Genomic DNA, 17828 nt, shown 5'->3' with positions numbered 1-17828 from the left:
AGCCCTGACCAGGCAAATCATTTTCCGAACCCGCGCAGGGTGTAAAGCAGGGCGATCAGGGCGGTCAGCGCGAGGAGCAGGTAGCCGATCGTGTACGCGCCGGTGGCGGTGTAGACGGCGCCCATGACCAGCGGCGGGAAGTATCCGCCGAGCCCTCCGGCGGCGCCCACGAGGCCGGTGACGGTGCCGACGCGCGAGGCCTCGACGAGCTTGGCGACGAGCGCGAAGACTCCGCCCGCGCCGAGGCCGAGGAAGAAGGCCATGAGCACGAAGCTGACCCCGGCGGGGATCTCCAGCGGCGGTTTGAAGGCGAGGACGACGGCCATGGCGAGCGCGCCGGCGAAGGAGATCGCGAGCACCCGGATCGGGCCGACGCGGTCGGAGGAGATGCCGCCGAGCGGGCGGGCGATCACGGCGGCGATGGAGAACCCGGCGGTACGCAGGCCCGCCTCGGTCTGGGCGAATTCATAGACGTTCTGCAGCAGTGTGGGCAGGTAGGTGGAGAACGCCACGAAACCGCCGAACGAGACCGCGTACAGGAAGGCGCACTGCCAGGTGGCCTTGATCTTCATCGCGTCTTTCATGCGGGGCAGCGCGGGCTCGGTGCTGGGTTGCCAGGCTGGCGAGTTGCGGCTGGCCAGCAGCATGATCACGCCCATGACGGCGAGCGCGGCGCCCATGATCAGGTGTGTCGTGGAACGGCCCAGCGATTCGACCAGCCGTGGCGTGAAAAATGCGGACAAGGCGGTGCCGCCCATTCCGGCCCCGAACACGCCGGTGGCGAATCCGCGCCGCGCCGGCTCGTACCAGGCGTTGACGAACGGGATGCCGATCGCGAACGAGGTGCCCGGGATGCCCAGCAGGAACCCCCACAAGAGCAGCGAGGCGTAGGAGTCCGACCAGCCCACGAACAACACCGGCACGATCGAGACGAAGCAGATGATCGCGAACATCAGCCGCCCGCCGAACTTGTCGGCCAGCATCCCCACCGGGATCCGCCCCAGCGACCCGACCAGCACGGGAATCGCGACCAGCATGGAGGTCTCGGTCGGCGACAGGTGCAGTGCCTTGCTGTAGCTGCCGGACAGCGGGCCGATGAGGTTCCACGCCCAGAAGGTGATGGCGAAGGCCGCCGTCGCCAAAACAAGATTGCGCACACGCATGCACCCTGTGTAACAGGTCACTACAGAGTGTGATGAAGTGGGGGCATGAGTGAGGCGGAGGACATCCTCCTGAAGACCGGCCGGTTCTTCCGCAGATCGGTCACGGGCCAGGACCTGCGGACCGTCTACCTGTCCGGCGGCCGGGAGGGTGACGCCTTCTATCGCGACCGGTGGAGCCACGACAAGGTGGTCCGCTCGACGCACGGCGTGAACTGCACGGGCTCGTGCTCGTGGAAGGTCTACGTCAAGGACGGCATCATCACCTGGGAGACCCAGCAGACCGACTACCCTAGCGTCGGCCCCGACCGCCCCGAATACGAGCCGCGCGGCTGCCCGCGCGGCGCCGCCTTCTCCTGGTACACCTACTCGCCGACGCGGATCCGCTACCCGTACGCGCGGGGCGTCCTGGTCAGGATGTACGGCGAAGCCCGGGGCAGCGGCCTCGACCCGGTAGCCGCCTGGGCCGAAATCACGACAAATCCGGAAAAGCGAGAGACCTACCAACGCGCCCGCGGCCAAGGCGGCCTCGTCAGGATCACCTGGGACCTCGCCACCGAGATGATCGCCGCCGCCCACGTCCACACCATCGAGACCTACGGCCCCGACCGTGTGGCCGGGTTCTCCCCCATCCCCGCCATGTCCATGGTCAGCCACGCGATCGGCGCCCGGTTCGTCTCGCTGATCGGCGGGACCATGCTCAGCTTCTACGACTGGTACGCCGACCTGCCCGTCGCCTCACCTCAGGTCTTCGGCGACCAGACCGACGTGCCCGAGTCGGCCGACTGGTGGGACGCCGCATACCTGATGCTGTGGGGCGCCAACGTCCCGGTCACCCGCACGCCCGACGCCCACTGGATGGCCGAGGCCCGCTACCGGGGCCAGAAGGTGGTGGTGGTCGCCCCCGACTACAACGACGCGGCCAAGTTCGCCGACGAGTTCCTGGCGGTGAACCCGGGCACCGACGGCGCGCTGGCCATGGCGATGGGCCACGTGCTGCTGAGGGAGTGCTTCGTCGATCGGCAGGTGCCGTACTTCACCGAGTACGTCAGCCGATACACCGACCTGCCCTTCCTCGTCACGCTGACCGAACGCGACGGCCGCGACGGGTGCTACGTGCCGGACAAGTTCCTGACCGCCGCCGACCTGGGGTCGCAGGAGGAGTCGGCGGACTGGAAGACCGTCTTCCTCGGCGCCGACGGCGAGCCGGTCGTGCCCAACGGCTCGGTCGGCTTCCGGTGGGGCGAGCGGGGAAAGGGCCGCTGGAACCTCAAGCTCGACACCGAGCCCCTGCTCACGCTCTACGGCGGGGATTCAGGGGATTCAGGGGATTCAGGGGAGAACGTGGAGATCGCGCTGCCCCGCTTCGACGGCGGCGGCCCGCTGACCCGCGGCGTCCCGGTCAGGCGGATCGGCGGGCGCCTGGTCACGACCGTCTTCGACCTCATGCTGGCCCAGTACGGCGTGCACCGCCGCGGGCTGCCGGGCCGCTGGCCGCACGGGTACGGCGACGCGTCGGAGCCGTACACGCCGGCCTGGCAGGAGCCGATCACGAAGGTCCCGGCGGAGCGCGCGATCAAGATCGTCAGGGAGTTCGCCGCGACGGCCGAGCAGACCCGCGGCCGCTGCATGATCATCCTGGGCGCGGGGACCACCCAGTGGTTCCACGGCGACACGATCTACCGCGCCTTCCTCTCACTGCTGATGCTGACCGGCTGCCAGGGGCGCAACGGCGGCGGCTGGGCGCACTACGTGGGCCAGGAGAAGTGCCGCCCGCAGACCGGCTGGGCGCAGCTGGCCGGCGGCCTGGACTGGTCGCGCCCGCCCCGGCAGACGCCGGGCACGCCGTTCTGGTATCTGCACACCGACCAGTGGCGCTACGACCGCTTCGACGCCGGTGAGCTGAGTTCCCCGATCGGCCCCGGGGCCTTCCGCGGCAGGCACACGGCCGACCTGGTGGCCGAGGCGGTCAGGAACGGCTGGATGCCGATGGCGCCCGCCTTCGACCGCAACCCGCTGGACCTGGGCGACGCGGCGGACCCGATCGCGAACACCCAGGAGGAGCTGGCCAACGGCACCCTGCGCTACGCCGCCGAAGACCCGGACGACCCGCGCAACTGGCCGAGGGTGCTGACGCTCTGGCGCTCCAACCTGCTGGGGTCGAGCGCCAAGGGCAACGAGTACTTCCTGCACCATCTGCTCGGCGCCCGCTCGAACCTGCCGCAACCCGACGAGCGGGCGCCGCGCGGCAAGCTGGACCTGCTGCTGACGCTGGACTTCAGGATGACGTCCTCGACGTTGTTCTCCGACATCGTGCTGCCGGCGGCGACCTGGTACGAGAAGCACGACCTGTCCTCGACGGACATGCACCCGTTCGTGCACGCGTTCAACCCGGCCATCACGCCGCCGTGGGAGACCAAGAGCGACTTCCACGCCTTCCACGCGATCGCCAGGGCGTTCAGCGCGATGGCCAAGGACCGGCTCGGGGTCAGGAACGACGTGGTGGCGCTGCCGTACCAGCACGACACGCCCGGCGAGATCGCCCAGCCGGGCGGCCGCGCGCCCGCCCGGGTCACGCCCAACCTGGTGGTGGTCGAGCGTGACTACGGCGCGGTCGCCGAGAAGATGGCGGCGCTCGGCCCGCTGGCCGAGCGCAAGGGGCTGCCGGTGAAGGGCGTGGTGTTCACACCCGACGAGGAGGTGGTCTGGCTCGGCGAGCGGTGCGGGCTGGTGCCGCGCGGGATCGGCAAGGGACGGCCGATGCTCGACACCGAGGCCAAGGCGTGCGAGGCGATCCTGGCGCTGTCGGGGGTCAGCAACGGGCGGCTGGCCGCGCAGGGCTTCGAGCAGCTGGCCGAGCGGACCGGCACCGACTTCGGCGCGCTGATCCACCGCGACCACCGCATCGTCTTCGCCGACACCCAGGCCAGGCCCACGCACGTGGCCTCCAGCCCGGAGTGGTCGGGCAAGGAGTCGCACGACCGCCGCTACTCCCCCTTCACCATCAACGTCGAGCACCACAAGCCGTGGCACACGCTGACCGGCCGGATGCACTTCTTCCTCGACCACGACTGGATGCACGAGTACGGCGAGGCCCTGCCGGTCTACCGGCCGCCGCTGGACATGACCGCCCTGTTCGGCGAGGGGGCCACGGACATGCTGGTGGTGCGGTATCTGACGCCGCACTCGAAGTGGTCCATCCACTCCGAGTACCAGGACAACCTGCTCATGCTGTCGCTCTCGCGCGGCGGCCCGGTGATCTGGATGTCGGTGGAGGACGCCGCGAAGATCGGCGCCGCCGACAACGACTGGATCGAGGCCACCAACCGCAACGGCGTGGTCGTGGCCAGGGCGATCGTCTCCCACCGGATGCCGGAGGGCACGGTCTACATGCACCACGCCCAGGACCGGGTGATCGACGTCCCGAAGTCGGAGGCGACCGGACGGCGCGGCGGCATCCACAACGCGCTCACCCGCGTGCTGATCAAGCCCACCCACATGATCGGCGGCTACGCCCAACTGTCGTACGCCTTCAACTACCTCGGCCCGACCGGCAACCAGCGCGACGAGATCACGGTGATCAGGAAGCGCTCGCAGGAGGTGACGTACTGATGGAGCGAACCCGACGCACCGAACGGAGTGGAGGTCCGAGGTACGAGGAACTCCGCGGAGAGAGGGAGGAGAGGTGAGCGACCAATGAGCCCGCGCGTCATGGCTCAGCTCGCGATGGTGATGAACCTCGACAAGTGCATCGGCTGCCACACCTGCTCGGTCACCTGCAAGCAGACGTGGACCAACCGGGCGGGGGTCGAGTACGCCTGGTTCAACAACGTCGAGACCCGCCCCGGCCAGGGGTACCCGCGCGGCCACGAGGACCAGGACCGGTGGCGCGGCGGCTGGGAGGTGGACGCCAAGGGCCGGCTGCGGCTGCGGGCCGGCGGCCGGGTGCGCAAGCTCCTCGGCATCTTCGCCAACCCGCTCATGCCGAGCATCCAGGACTACTACGAACCCTGGACCTACGACTACGAGAACCTCACCCGCGCCCCGCTCGGGGACGACGTCCCGGTCGCGCCGCCGCGCTCGCTGATCAGCGGCGAACCCATGGCGATCCGCTGGAGCGCCAACTGGGACGACAACCTCGGTGGCGACCCGTCGGAAGACCCGATCCTGCGCAAGGTCGGCGACCAGGTGAAGCTGGAGTTCGAGCAGGCGTTCATGTTCTACCTGCCGCGCATCTGCGAGCACTGCCTGAACCCGTCCTGCGTCGCCTCCTGCCCCTCAGGCGCCCTCTACAAGCGCGAGGAGGACGGCATCGTCCTGGTGGACCAGGATCGTTGCAGAGGCTGGCGGATGTGCGTGACCGGCTGCCCGTACAAGAAGATCTACTTCAACCACCGGACCGGCAAGGCCGAGAAGTGCACGTTCTGCTACCCGAGGATTGAGGTCGGGCTGCCGACCGTGTGCTCGGAGACGTGCGTCGGGCGGCTGCGATACCTGGGCGTCATGCTCTACGACGCCGACCGCGTGGGCGAGGTGGCGAGCATCGCCGACGACAAGGAGCTGTACGAGGCGCAGCTGTCGCTCTTCGTCGACCCCGACGACCCGGCCGTGGCCGCCTCCGGGCTGCCCGACGACTGGATCGAGGCGGCCCGCCGCTCGCCCGTGCACGACCTGATCATGCGCTACCGGATCGCGCTGCCGCTGCACCCGGAGTACCGCACGCTGCCCATGGTCTGGTACGTGCCGCCGCTGTCGCCCGTCGTGGACGCGCTGGCCGGCAGCGGCTACGACGGGGAGGACGCCGACAACCTGTTCGCCGCCGTCGAGGCGCTGCGCATCCCGGTGGAGTACCTGGCCGAGCTGTTCACCGCCGGCGACCCGGTGCCGGTGACGGCGGCGCTGCGCCGGCTGGCGGCCATGCGCTCCTACATGCGCGCGGTCAACCTGGGCGAGGAGCCCGAGCTGCCGCACTCGGGGCTGTCGGCCGAGGACATCCACGACATGTACCGGCTGCTGGCCCTGGCCCGCTACGACGAGCGCTACGTCATCCCGACCGCCTACTCCAACACGCCGGGAGCCGTGGAGGAGATCGGCTGCAGCCTCGACTACGACGGCGGTCCCGGGATGGCGGGGCCGTTCGGGGAGGGCTCGGGCCGCCCGGTGCCGGTGTCGATCGAGAGCTTCCACGGGCTGAAGCAGCGCCAGACCGGCGAGGAGACCACCCGCGACCGGGTCAACCTCCTCAACTGGGACGGCAGGGGCAAACCCGCCGGTCTGTTCCCGCCGAAGAAGGGCGAGGCATCATGAACAAGGCCGTGACCTGGCAGGCCGCCGCACACCTGCTGGCCTACCCCGACGAGCGCTTCTGGGGACGGCTGCCGCTGATCGAGCAGGCCGCCGCGCCGTGCTTCCCCGGGTTCGCCGCCGCCATCCACGCCATGGGTCCGGGCGAGCTGGCCGCGCACTACGTCGAGATGTTCGACCTCAAGCGGCGCTGCTGCCTCTATCTCACCTATTACGCCGACGGCGACACGCGGCGGCGCGGCGAGTCGCTGGCCGCGCTCAAAGGCCGCTACCGGGCCGCCGGGTGGGAGCTGATGGACGACGAGCTGCCGGACTTCCTGCCCGTGATGCTGGAGTTCGCCGCCCTGGACTCCGCGGGCGCCGCGCTGCTGGCCGAGCACCGGGTGGGGATCGAGCTGCTGCGCTCGGCGCTGGACGGGTACGGCTCGCCGTACACGATCGTGCTGGACGGGGTGCGCGGCGCCCTGCCCGAGCCGACGGCGGAGCAGCGGGCGGCGGCGGCCCGGCTGGCGCAGGACGGCCCGCCCGCCGAGTCCGTGGGGGTCTACCGGTGAACTACGGCGAGACGTTCTTCTGGGTGATCACGCCCTACGTGACGCTGGTGGTGCTGATCGGCGGGCTGCTCTGGCGCTACCGCTACGACAAGTTCGGCTGGACGACCCGCTCGTCGCAGCTCTACGAGTCGCGGCTGCTGCGGATCGCCTCGCCGCTGTTCCACTACGGGCTGGTGTTCGTGATCGCCGGGCATGTGATCGGCCTGTTCATCCCGGCGTCGTGGACGGAGGCGATCGGCCTGTCCGACCACGCCTACCACCTGCTGGCCCGCGTCTTCGGCGGCCTCGCGGGGCTGGCCGTGCTCGCCGGGCTGGCCCTGCTCATCTACCGCAGGCGGCACTACGGGCCGGTCTTCCGCGCCACGACCGTCAACGACAAGGTCATGTACGTCGCGCTCGCGCTGGCCGTGGTGGCCGGGCTGGCCGCCACGCTGTCCGGGGCCGAGTACCGCGACTCGGTCTCGCCGTGGTTCCGCAGCGTCTTCGTTTTCCGGCCGGACGCCGAGGCGATGGCGGAGGCGACCGTGTTCTTCAAACTGCACGTCATCGCCGGGATGGTGATGGTCGGGCTGTTCCCGTTCACCCGGCTCGTGCACGCGCTGTCGGCGCCCGTCGGGTACTTGTTCCGTCCATACATCGTCTACCGCAGCCGACTACGCCAGAATCAATCCCTGTGAGGCATGGCTACACCAACAGCACCTTCGGCGACGGCGCTCTGGTCGTGAAGTGTTACCTGGGTCCGGGCGCCGCGGAACGGCTGGAAACCGAGCGGAAGATGTTGCGCCGCATGCGCGGCCGGGTGCCCGTGCCCGCGGTGCAGTCGGTCAGCGACACCAGCCTGACCACCCGGTTCGTCCCGGGAATCCACGGCCAGGACCTCCTCGACGAGGGCCTGGCCAAAGAGGTCATGACCGCCTGCGGGCGGACGCTGGCCGCCATCCACGCCATGCCCGCCGCCCGGGGCCGCGTCCTGGTCCACGGCGACTACGGCCCCAACAACCTGATCATCGATCCGATGACGCACGAGACCGCGGCGGTGCTCGACTGGGAGTGGGCCCACCGCGGCGAACCTGTCGAGGATCTGGCGTGGTGCGAGTGGATCATCAGGACCCACCATCCCGAGCACGCGGAGGCGCTGCCGTACTTCTTCGAGTCCTACGGCGGGCCGGTGCCCGAGTGGGCGGAGCGGCACGCGGCGATGCTGGAGCGCTGCCGCGCGCTGCTGGCCTTCGCCGCCGACTGGGGGCCGGAGGGCGAGGAGCTCTGGCGGGAGCGGGTCGAGGCGACGGCGGCCTTCACCGGCTGAGCGCGGAGATCTGCTCGCGGGCCAGGCGGACGCCCCTGGCGTGCTTCCAGCCGATGGCCGCGGTCACCTCGTCGCCGTTCTCCGCCAGGGCGACCCAGCGGCCGGCGCCAGGTTCGCCCTCGATCCAGCGGATCCGGTCGTCGTGGCCGATCCGGCCGTGTATCTGGAGCTTCACGTCGTATTGGTCGGTCCAGAAGTACGGAATCGAGGAGAACGGGCGCTCGTCGCCGAGGATGTTGCCCGCGACGGCCACGGCCTGTTCCGTGGCGTTCGTCCGGCTCTCCACACGGCCTGTCGGGAAGCGGGCCACGTCGCCGACCGCGTAGACGCCGGGGGCCGCCTGGCCGTAGGCGTCGCAGGTGACGCCGTCGCTGAGGTCGAGGCCGCTGCCGATCAGCCAGCCGGTGGCCGGGATCGCGCCTATGGTCACGATCACCAGGTCCGCGCGGATCTTCTCGCCGCCCGTCAGTTCGAGGCCGTCGACGCGGCCGGCCGTACCGGTGAAGGCGTGGACCTCGCTGCTGACCCGCACGTCCACGCCGTGCCCGCGGTGCGTGCGGGCGACCAGCGCGCCGAGCCTGGCGCCCAGGTGCCGGGCCATGGGGGCCGGCGCCGGATCGACCAGCGTCACCTCCAGGCCGAGCGTGCGCGCGCCTGCGGCGACCTCGCACCCCAGCACCCCCGCGCCGACCACCGCCACCCGCGCGGCGTCCTTCAGCTCCCCGCGCAGCGCCAGCGCGTCGTCGATGGTGCGCAGCGTGCGCAGCCCGTCCAGCACGGGCTGGCCCGGCAGCAGCCGCGGCGTCAGCCCGGTCGCGATCACCAGCCGGTCGTACGGCAGCCGCCGCCCGTCGTCCAGCGCCACCACCCGCCCACCCCGATCCAGGTGTACGGCCCGCCGCCCGAGCACCCACTCCACGCCCAGCCCGTCGAGCGCGTCGCTGCCGAGCAGCCGGGTGCGCTCGGCCGGCCAGGACCCGGTGAGGACCTGCTTGGACAGCGGCGGCCGGTCGTAGGGCGGGTGGCGTTCCTCCCCCACGAGCGTGATCGCGCCGTCGAACCCCCTGCGGCGCAGCACCTCCGCCACGGTCAGGCCGCCGATCGAGGCGCCCACGATGAGCACGTTCAATGCCGCCCCCAGTCCAGTGAACACTGTAATCACATAGTTTACACCGTTCACTCATGGGCGTGAAAAAGGCCGCACCCCCCTCCGGTGTGCGGCCTTCTCCAGGACTGCTACCTGCTGGCCTTCAGGTAGTCGGTGTTCATCTGGGCGATGGTGTCCAGCGGGATCCCCTTCGGGCAGACCGCCGTGCACTCGCCGGTGTTGGTGCAGCCGCCGAAGCCCTCGGCGTCCATCTGGTCCACCATCGCCTTGGCGCGGATGAGGCGCTCGGGCTGGCCCTGCGGCAGCAGCGACAGGTGGGTGATCTTGGCCGCGGTGAACAGCGACGCCGAGCCGTTCGGGCAGGCCGCCACACAGGCGCCGCAGCCGATGCAGGTCGCCGCGTCGAAGGCGTCGTCGGCGTCCTCCTTGCGGACCGGGACCGCGTGCGCGTCCGGCGCCGAACCGGCCGGGACCGAGACGAAGCCGCCCGCCTGGATGATGCGGTCGAACGCGCTGCGGTCCACGACCAGGTCCTTGATGACCGGGAAGGGAGCGGCCCGCCACGGCTCGATGGTGATCTCGGCGCCGTCCTCGAAGTGGCGCATGTGGAGCTGGCACGTCGTCGTGGCGCGCTGCTCGCCGTGGGCCACGCCGTTGATGACCATGCCGCACATGCCGCAGATGCCCTCGCGGCAGTCGTGGTCGAAGGCGATCGGGTCGTCGCCCTCCAGGATCAGCTTCTCGTTCACGACGTCGAGCATCTCCAGGAAGGACATGTCCGGAGAGACGTCCTTGGCCAGGTAGGTGACCATGCGCCCGGCGTCGTCCGGACCGCTCTGCCGCCATACCTTGAGGGTGAGATCCATTACTTGTAGCTCCGCTGGCTCATCTTGACGTAGTCGTACTCGAGCGCTTCCTTGTGCAGCACCGGGCCGTCGGGGGTGCGCTCCCAGGCCGAGACGTGCGCGAAGTGCTCGTCGTCGCGCAGCGCCTCGCCGTCGGCGTCCTGCGACTCGGCGCGGAAGTGGCCGCCGCAGGACTCGGTGCGCACCAGCGCGTCCAGGCACATCAGCTCGGCCAGGTCGAAGAAGTCGGCCACCCGGCCGGCCTTCTCCAGCACCTGGTTGAGCTCCTCGGGAGTGCCGCTGACCTTGACGTTGCGCCAGAACTCCTCGCGCAGGGCCGGGATCAGCTCCAGGGCCTTGCGCAGCGACTCCTCGGTGCGCTCCATGCCGCAGAAGTCCCACATGATCTTGCCGAGCTCCCGGTGGAAGGAGTCGGGCGTGCGGGTGCCGTTGACGGCCATCAGGCGGTCGATCTTGGTGCGTACCTTGATCTCGGCCTCGGCCACGGCCTCCTCGTCGACCTCGCCGTACGGGCCGTTGGCCAGGTAGTCGCCCAGCGTGGTCGGCAGCACGAAGTAGCCGTCGGCCAGGCCCTGCATCAGCGCCGACGCGCCCAGGCGGTTGGCGCCGTGGTCGGAGAAGTTGGCCTCGCCGATCACGAACAGGCCCGGGACCGTGGACTGCAGGTCGTAGTCCACCCACAGGCCGCCCATCGTGTAGTGCACCGCCGGGTAGATGCGCATCGGCTGGGTGTAGGGGTCCTCGCCGGTGATGCGCTCGTACATCTCGAAGAGGTTGCCGTACTTCTTCTCGACGGCGTCGCGGCCGAGGCGGCCGATCGCGTCGCGGAAGTCGAGGTAGACGCCCAGGCCGCCGGGGCCGACGCCGCGGCCCTCGTCGCAGACGTTCTTGGCCGCGCGCGAGGCGATGTCACGCGGGACCAGGTTGCCGAAGGCCGGGTAGATGCGCTCCAGGTAGTAGTCGCGCTCCTCGTCCGGGATGTCGCCGGGGGCGCGCTGGTCGCCGGCGGCCACCGGCACCCACACCCGGCCGTCGTTGCGCAGGGACTCCGACATCAGCGTCAGCTTCGACTGGTACTCGCCGGAGACCGGGATGCAGGTCGGGTGGATCTGCGTGTAGCAGGGGTTGGCGAAGTACGCGCCGCGCTCGTGCGCCCGCCAGATGGCCGTGGTGTTGCAGCCCTTGGCGTTCGTGGACAGGAAGAAGACGTTGCCGTAGCCGCCGGTGGCCAGCACGACCGCGTCGGCGGTGTGCCGCTCGATCTCGCCGGTGACCATGTCGCGCACGATGATGCCGCGCGCCCGGCCGTCGGAGACGATCAGCTCCAGCATCTCGTGCCGGGTGAACATCTCGACGGTGCCGGCCTTCACCTGCCGCTCCAGCGCCTGGTAGGCGCCCAGCAGGAGCTGCTGGCCCGTCTGGCCGCGGGCGTAGAAGGTGCGCGAGACCTGCGCGCCGCCGAAGGAGCGGGTGTCGAGCAGGCCGCCGTACTCGCGGGCGAACGGCACGCCCTGGGCCACGGCCTGGTCGATGATGTTCACCGAGACCTCGGCCAGGCGGTAGACGTTCGACTCGCGGGCGCGGAAGTCGCCGCCCTTGACGGTGTCGTAGAAGAGCCGGTAGATCGAGTCGCCGTCGCCTCGGTAGTTCTTCGCGGCGTTGATGCCGCCCTGGGCGGCGATCGAGTGCGCCCGCCGGGGCGAGTCCTGGTAGCAGAACGACTTGACGTTGTAGCCCAGCTCGCCGAGGGTCGCGGCGGCCGAGCCGCCGGCCAGGCCGGTGCCGACCACGATGACGTTGAGCTTGCGCTTGTTGGCGGGGTTGACGAGCTTGGCGGAGAACTTCCGCTTGGCCCACCGCTCCTCGATGGGGCCTTCCGGGGCCTTGGCGTCCCGGAGGGCTTCGCCCTCGGTGTATTCGATCACTTGACTACTCCGAACATGATGGCCAGCGGCGGCGCGAGGAACCCGAGCACGAGCACGGCCGAGAAGGCCAGCGCGCCCAGCTTCACGATCCGGCGGCGCTCGCCCTTGACCCAGCCGAGCGTCTGGAAGGCCGACCAGATGCCGTGCCGCAGGTGCAGGCCGACCAGGATGATGGCGATCACGTAGACGGCCGTGACCCACCAGCGGCCGGGCTGGAAGCCCTCGATCATGCGGTCGGCGGGCGCGGAGTTGAACCCGGCGGGGTTGACCACGCCGAAGGTCAGGTCGAGCAGGTGCCAGACGATGTAGAGCGCGATGGTGACGCCACCCCAGCGCATGATGTGCGTGGCATAGCCGGTGGCCTGCGACTTCTTGGCCACGTACTTCACCGGCCTGGCCTTGCGCGCGCGGCGGGTCAGCGTGATGGCCGCCCACATGTGCAGGACCACGGCCAGGAAGAGGCCGATCTCCAGCAGGGTCAGCACTCCCCGGTACGGCAGGAACGGCTGCAGCAGCGTCCGCAGCCAGTGCGCGTACTCGTTGAACGACTCGCGGCCGTAGAAGATCTTCAGGTTGCCCAGCATGTGCAGGGCGAGGAAGCCCACCATCACGGCGCCCGTGACGGCCATGATGACTTTCCTGCCGTTCGACGAGCTCAGGAACCCGCGGGACTTCTTGGGCGTTGGCGGAGCAGGGGTCTTCCCGGCTTCCGTCTTGGGGGGACTCACGGGCGCCGTCGCGGCCCCGCGCTCAATCGTGGCAGTCACATCTTGGAACGCTAGGTATCCAGGAATGATCCGTCCAAGTCATCATGGATCTGGTTTCCATAGCCAAGAGCTATGAGCCTTGGTTTAGTACGGCTGCCGCAAAATCCACAAAGCACGCGTGCGAGCAAAATCACAGCCTGGCGATAGCCGTAAGCTATGGAGATCATGCAATTGCAGCAGCTCGCCTATTTCGTCGCGGTAGCCGAGACCAGGCACTTCACCCAGGCCGCCGAGAGCATGCGCGTGGCCCAGCCGTCGCTGAGCAAGCAGATCAAGGCCCTGGAGACCGAACTCGGCGCGCCGCTGTTCTCCCGCGCGCGCGGGAACGTCACGCTCACCCCCGCCGGCGAGGCGCTCCTGCCGCTGGCCCGCCGCATGCTCGCCGACGCCGACACCGCCCGGCAGGAGGTGGCCGAGCTGGCCGGGCTGCGCCGCGGCCGCGTACGGCTGGGCGCCACCCCGTCCCTGTGCGCCGGACTGCTGGCCGACGCGCTGGCCCGCTTCCACCGCGACTATCCGGGCATCCGGCTCCACGTCGAGGAGGGCGGCTCGCGCGACCTGGTCAGGGCGCTGGCCCGCGGGCAGATCGACCTCTCGCTGATCATCACGCCGCTCCAGCACGACGATCCCTCACTGGTGACCGAGGAGATCCTGCGGGAGAACCTGGTCGTCGTCTCCCCCAGCCACCGGCGGGCCGGGCCTCCGGGTGACGACATGGCGATCCGCCGGCCGTACGTGCGGATCGAGGACCTGCGCGGACGGCCGATGGTGATGTTCCGGCGCGGCTACGACCTGCGCGAGGCCACGCTCGCGGCCTGCCGTCAGGCGGGATTCGAGCCGCGCTTCGCGGTCGAGGGCGGCGAGATGGACGCGGTGCTGCGGTTCGTGGAGGCGGGGCTGGGCGTGGCCGTGGTGCCGTCGATGGTGCTCGACGGGAGGCCGGGGCTGACCGGCACCCCCCTGGCGCCACCGGGCCTGAGCCGCACGATCGCGCTGGCCAACCGCAAGGACGTCGAACCCACCCGCGCGGCGCAGGCGTTCCGCGCTACTCTGCGGACATTTCTCGTCGAGGCCGCGCACGAAGGGACGCTTCCGCAAGGGGTCGAGCTCATCGCAGAATGAACCAGCGATCGCTACGAGGCAGTGGAGAGGGCAGTGCGTGACGGCTTCACTATCTGAGACGCTCACCCTCGTCCTCATCGAGGACGACGACGGTGATGCCTTCTTGGTCGAGGAGCTGCTTAAGGAAGCAGACGCGCCGCCGCGCATCACCTGGGCGCGCAGCCTGGCGGAGGGCCTGCCCAAGCTCACCGCGGACGTGCAGTGCGTGCTCGTCGACCTGTCACTACCGGACGCCAGCGGGCTTGAGGCCCTGGAGCAGGTGCTGGCGGCCGCGCCGCACGCCGCGGTGCTGGTGCTGACCGGGACCAGCGACGCGCACGTCGGCGTGGCCGCGGTGCAGGCCGGCGCCCAGGACTACCTGGTCAAGCAGGACATCACCGCCCGCCTGCTGGTCCGCTCGATCCGCTACTCCATGGAGCGCAGGCGCACCCAGCGGATGCTGGTGAAGGCGGAGGTGAGCGCCCAGGAGAACGCCCGGCTCGAACGCGGCCTGCTGCCCGTCCCGCTGCTGAGCGGCGACACGATCGAGCACACCACCCGCTACCTGCCCGGCAGCCAGGGCGCCCTGCTCGCCGGCGACTTCTACGACACCGTGCAGACGCCGGACGGCTCGGTGCACATCGTGGTCGGCGACGTGTGCGGGCACGGCCCCGACGAGGCCGCGCTCGGCGTCGCGCTGCGCATCGCCTGGCGCACGCTGGTGCTGGCCGGGCGGACCGGGGACGTCATGCTGCGCACGATGGACGCGCTGCTCAGGGTCGAGCGCAAGGCGCCGGAGATCTACACCACGCTCTGCACCGCCACCCTCACCCCCGATCTCACCCACGCCGAGCTGCGCGTCGTCGGCCACCCGCCACCGGTGCTGATCCGCGACGGCGTGGTCACCGCCATCGGCGAGGGCCCGTCGGGGCCGCCGCTGGGCATCTTCCACGACGCCGAATGGCACGCCATCGACGTGCCCCTGGGCGAGGAGTGGTCCCTCATGCTCTACACGGACGGCCTCATCGAGGCGGCCGTGGAGCAGGACCAGCTGGGCGTCGACGGGCTCGTGGAGTTGGTGCGCGAGCACGGCCACGTCGACCTCGACCGGCTGATCCGGCACGTCGGAACCCTCACCGACGACCTGGCCGTGGTCCTCGTCCAGAGGAGAGCGCCGTGAACCTCCATCCGCTGCCACCGGCCAAGGAGCCCACCGGCTTCGGCCGGCTGCCCGTGGCCCGCTGGTTCATCGCCGCCGGCGTCGTCATGGCGCTGGCCTACGCCGCCGGCGTCGGCGTGACGCTGACGATGGTGGAGCAGATCCGCGCGATCCAGCCGCGCCCCGAGGTCGTGGCCAGGCTGGACCAGCTGAACACCATCCTCATCCTGGTCTTCACCGTCATCCTCCTGGCCGCCGTGGCGCTGACGTTCATGATCCGCTACGCCGTGCTCAAGCCCATGGCCCAGCTCGCCGGACAGGTGCGCGAGGTCGCGGCCGGCGACTTCAACCGCAGGCTGCGGGTCGACCGCCCGGCCGAGCTCGCCGAGCTCGCCTCCCACGTCGACTCGATGCGCGGGCGCATCCTGGAGGGCTGGCGCAGCGCCGAGGAGCAGGCCGACGAACTGCGGCGCTCCAACGGCGAGCTGGAGCAGTTCGCCTACGTGGCCAGCCACGACCTCCAGGAGCCGCTGCGCAAGGTGGCCAGCTTCACGCAGATGCTGGAGCAGAGGTACGCCCCGCAGCTCGACGACCGCGCCAAGCAGTACATCGGCTACGCCGTGGACGGCGCCAAGCGCATGCAGGTGCTCATCAACGACCTGCTCGACTTCTCCCGCGTGGGCCGGGTCCACGGCGAACGCGTGGTCACCGACACCGGCGAGGCGCTGAACGCGGCGCTGGAGAACCTGTCGGCGGCGATCGAGGACACCGAGACGGTCGTCACCTCCGACCGCCTGCCGAAGGTGGTGGGCAACAGGTCACAGCTGGTCCGCCTCTTCCAGAACCTCGTGGAGAACTCCGTCAGGTTCCGCTCCGACGTCCCCCCGCGCATCCACATCGGGGCGCGGCGCACGGACAACGGCATGTGGGAGTTCAGCTGCTCGGACAACGGCATCGGCGTCGAGGCCAAGTACGCTGACCGCATCTTCCTGATCTTCCAGCGGCTGCACGCGCGCGACGTCTACCCGGGCACCGGCATCGGGCTGGCGCTGTGCAGGAAGATCGTTGAGTACCACGGCGGACTGCTCTGGCTCGACCCCGACGGGGAGGGCCCGGGAGCCACGTTCCGCTGGACCCTGCCGGAAGCGGAAGAGGACGCATGATCCCGATCGAGGTGCTGCTGGTCGAAGACGACCAGGGCGACATCCTGCTGACCCGGGAGGCCTTCGAGCTGAACAAGGTCAAGAACCGCCTGCACGTGGTCAACGACGGCGAGCAGGCGCTCGCCTTCCTGCGCCGCGAGGAGGGCTACTCCGACGCGCCCCGCCCGGACCTGGTCCTGCTCGACCTCAACCTGCCGCGTATGGACGGCATGGAGGTGTTGGAGGAGGTGAAGGCGGATGCCGCGTTGCGCTCGATCCCGGTGGTGATCCTGACGACGTCGGAGGCGGAGGAGGACATCATCCGCAGCTACCAGCTCCACGCAAACGCATATGTCACCAAACCGGTAGATTTTGACCAATTTATCCGGGTTGTCCGGCAAATAGACAATTTTTTCGTGACCGTAGTGAAGCTCCCGAACCAGGGACACCGCCTCTGACGTGCGGACGTGACAGGAATCACACCGGGGCATCCAAAAAGTGAGTGACCCTTCTCACAAAACGTGATGCCGTCGTCGTAACGTATCCCCCACCAAATGCGCGCCCGAGCGGAGACGCCGCGCGCTCAGCGACTCGAACCCGGACCCCAGGCGAGCAGGGTCCGCGGGAGGTGGAGAGGTCCGCGATGACCCAGACGACGCCTGAAAGCCCGGTAAGGAGACAGCGCGCGCAGATCAAAGTGCGCACGCTTCGCACCGATAACTGGTGGCTGGCCCCGCTGCTGACCTTTCTCGGGCTCAGCTCATTCCTTGTCTACGGCGTATGGGCGATCTTCGACGGCAGCTACTACTACGCGCCGAGCGAGTACATAGCCCCGTTTTCGTCGCCGTGTTTGGCGACATCCTGTCCCGAGGGCGCCCGCTTCCTCGGGCTGGCGCCCTTCGGCGACTGGTACACCCTGCCGCCCGGCCTGCTGATCCTGGGCCTGCCCGGCGGTTTCCGGCTCACCTGCTACTACTACCGCAAGTCCTACTACCGCTCGTTCTGGCTTTCACCGCCGGCGTGCGCGGTGCAGGAGCCACACGGCAAGTACTCGGGTGAGACCCGGTTCCCCCTGATCATCCAGAACATCCACCGCTACTTCTTCTACGCGGCGATCGCCATCGGCCTGATCCTGGCCTACGACGCGGTCCTCGCGCTCATCCACACGCCGACCGGACTCGGCACGTGGATCCTGATTCTCAACGCGGTGCTGATCAACCTGTACACGCTGTCCTGCCACTCGTGCCGGCACATCACCGCCGGCCGCCTGAACCACTTCTCCCGGCACCCGGTGCGCTACAAGGCCTGGACATTCGTCTCGAAGCTCAACGCCAAGCACCAGCCACTCGCGTGGGCCTCGATGTTCTCGGTGATGGGCGCCGACTTCTACGTCAGGCTCGTGGCCAAGGGCATCGTCAACTTCCCGTTCGCATAAG

The 17828-nt window shown here is 69.7% G+C and carries 15 protein-coding genes; 10 read left to right on the top strand and 5 right to left on the bottom strand.

All coding sequences use genetic code 11. The features are described 5' to 3' along the window. Positions 1–17 precede the first annotated feature (17 nt). Positions 18–1163 (bottom strand): MFS transporter, encoded by a 1146-nt coding sequence (locus tag HNR40_RS31740; RefSeq protein WP_184967809.1) that lies wholly within the window; start codon positions 1161–1163, stop codon positions 18–20. A 45-nt stretch (positions 1164–1208) separates the two neighbouring features. Between HNR40_RS31740 and HNR40_RS31735 the strand changes: the two genes are divergently transcribed. From HNR40_RS31735 to HNR40_RS31715, 5 genes are all read left to right on the top strand, one after another. Next, the gene (locus HNR40_RS31735) at positions 1209–4772 is read left to right on the top strand and encodes a nitrate reductase subunit alpha (protein ID WP_184967807.1); all 3564 of its coding nucleotides are present in this window, start codon (positions 1209–1211) and stop codon (positions 4770–4772) included. Positions 4773–4856: 84 nt separating this feature from the next. Further along, a complete protein-coding gene (gene narH / locus HNR40_RS31730; protein WP_184967805.1) occupies positions 4857–6467 on the top strand; it encodes a nitrate reductase subunit beta in 1611 nt (536 codons plus the stop codon). Beyond that, positions 6464–7018, top strand: a complete 555-nt coding sequence (narJ, locus tag HNR40_RS31725; RefSeq protein WP_184967803.1) for a nitrate reductase molybdenum cofactor assembly chaperone — start codon at positions 6464–6466, stop codon at positions 7016–7018. The genes narH and narJ overlap by 4 nt, the downstream gene beginning before the upstream one ends. Further along, on the top strand, positions 7015–7695 hold the full coding sequence (narI, locus tag HNR40_RS31720) for a respiratory nitrate reductase subunit gamma (RefSeq protein ID WP_184967801.1): 681 nt from the start codon (positions 7015–7017) through the stop codon (positions 7693–7695). Before narJ ends, narI begins: the two co-directional genes overlap by 4 nt. Continuing rightward, positions 7692–8324, top strand: coding sequence for a phosphotransferase (locus tag HNR40_RS31715; protein WP_184967799.1), 633 nt, complete (start codon positions 7692–7694; stop codon positions 8322–8324). Before narI ends, HNR40_RS31715 begins: the two co-directional genes overlap by 4 nt. On the opposite strand, the gene HNR40_RS31710 is transcribed toward HNR40_RS31715, so the two are convergent. The 4 genes from HNR40_RS31710 to HNR40_RS31695 all read right to left on the bottom strand — a co-directional run bounded on the left by HNR40_RS31710 (position 8314) and on the right by HNR40_RS31695 (position 12951). Then, positions 8314–9477 (bottom strand): NAD(P)/FAD-dependent oxidoreductase, encoded by a 1164-nt coding sequence (locus HNR40_RS31710; protein WP_312896588.1) that lies wholly within the window; start codon positions 9475–9477, stop codon positions 8314–8316. The two genes, HNR40_RS31715 and HNR40_RS31710, sit on opposite strands and share 11 nt — an antisense overlap. Before the next feature lie 83 nt (positions 9478–9560). Then, positions 9561–10298 (bottom strand): succinate dehydrogenase/fumarate reductase iron-sulfur subunit, encoded by a 738-nt coding sequence (locus HNR40_RS31705; protein ID WP_184967797.1) that lies wholly within the window; start codon positions 10296–10298, stop codon positions 9561–9563. Continuing rightward, the gene (locus HNR40_RS31700) at positions 10298–12220 is read right to left on the bottom strand and encodes a fumarate reductase/succinate dehydrogenase flavoprotein subunit (RefSeq protein ID WP_184968136.1); all 1923 of its coding nucleotides are present in this window, start codon (positions 12218–12220) and stop codon (positions 10298–10300) included. Before HNR40_RS31700 ends, HNR40_RS31705 begins: the two co-directional genes overlap by 1 nt. After that, a complete protein-coding gene (locus HNR40_RS31695) occupies positions 12220–12951 on the bottom strand; it encodes a succinate dehydrogenase cytochrome b subunit (protein ID WP_376773537.1) in 732 nt (243 codons plus the stop codon). The genes HNR40_RS31700 and HNR40_RS31695 overlap by 1 nt, the downstream gene beginning before the upstream one ends. Positions 12952–13155: 204 nt before the next feature. On the opposite strand from HNR40_RS31695, the gene HNR40_RS31690 reads away from it, so the two are divergent. The 5 genes from HNR40_RS31690 (at position 13156) to sdhC (ending at position 17827) form a co-directional block, all read left to right on the top strand. Next, positions 13156–14112, top strand: a complete 957-nt coding sequence (locus tag HNR40_RS31690) for a LysR family transcriptional regulator (protein WP_184967793.1) — start codon at positions 13156–13158, stop codon at positions 14110–14112. A gap of 37 nt (positions 14113–14149) precedes the next feature. After that, the gene (locus HNR40_RS57435; RefSeq protein ID WP_184967791.1) at positions 14150–15271 is read left to right on the top strand and encodes a PP2C family protein-serine/threonine phosphatase; all 1122 of its coding nucleotides are present in this window, start codon (positions 14150–14152) and stop codon (positions 15269–15271) included. After that, the gene (locus HNR40_RS31680) at positions 15268–16413 is read left to right on the top strand and encodes a sensor histidine kinase (RefSeq protein WP_184967789.1); all 1146 of its coding nucleotides are present in this window, start codon (positions 15268–15270) and stop codon (positions 16411–16413) included. The genes HNR40_RS57435 and HNR40_RS31680 overlap by 4 nt, the downstream gene beginning before the upstream one ends. Next, entirely contained in the window at positions 16410–16850 is a 441-nt protein-coding gene (locus HNR40_RS31675) for a response regulator (RefSeq protein WP_184967787.1), read from the top strand. The genes HNR40_RS31680 and HNR40_RS31675 overlap by 4 nt, the downstream gene beginning before the upstream one ends. A 239-nt stretch (positions 16851–17089) precedes the next feature. After that, on the top strand, positions 17090–17827 hold the full coding sequence (sdhC, locus tag HNR40_RS31670; protein ID WP_446685791.1) for a succinate dehydrogenase subunit SdhC: 738 nt from the start codon (positions 17090–17092) through the stop codon (positions 17825–17827). Position 17828 lies beyond the last annotated feature (1 nt).

The sequence above is a fragment of the Nonomuraea endophytica genome, assembly GCF_014203235.1.
Lineage (GTDB): Bacteria > Actinomycetota > Actinomycetes > Streptosporangiales > Streptosporangiaceae > Nonomuraea > Nonomuraea endophytica.
The sequence above is the reverse complement of the archived record's forward strand: the minus strand, read 5'-3'. Positions and strand labels throughout refer to the sequence as shown.

What these genes read in the sequence shown, in the direction of transcription:
- HNR40_RS31740 (WP_184967809.1), bottom strand. Translation starts at nt 1,163, where the DNA reads ATGCGTGTGCGCAATCTTGTTTTGGCGACGGCGGCCTTCGCCATCACC.
- HNR40_RS31735 (WP_184967807.1), top strand. Translation starts at nt 1,209, where the DNA reads ATGAGTGAGGCGGAGGACATCCTCCTGAAGACCGGCCGGTTCTTCCGC.
- narH (WP_184967805.1), top strand. Translation starts at nt 4,857, where the DNA reads ATGAGCCCGCGCGTCATGGCTCAGCTCGCGATGGTGATGAACCTCGAC.
- narJ (WP_184967803.1), top strand. Translation starts at nt 6,464, where the DNA reads ATGAACAAGGCCGTGACCTGGCAGGCCGCCGCACACCTGCTGGCCTAC.
- HNR40_RS31705 (WP_184967797.1), bottom strand. Translation starts at nt 10,298, where the DNA reads ATGGATCTCACCCTCAAGGTATGGCGGCAGAGCGGTCCGGACGACGCC.
- HNR40_RS31690 (WP_184967793.1), top strand. Translation starts at nt 13,156, where the DNA reads ATGCAATTGCAGCAGCTCGCCTATTTCGTCGCGGTAGCCGAGACCAGG.
- HNR40_RS31675 (WP_184967787.1), top strand. Translation starts at nt 16,410, where the DNA reads ATGATCCCGATCGAGGTGCTGCTGGTCGAAGACGACCAGGGCGACATC.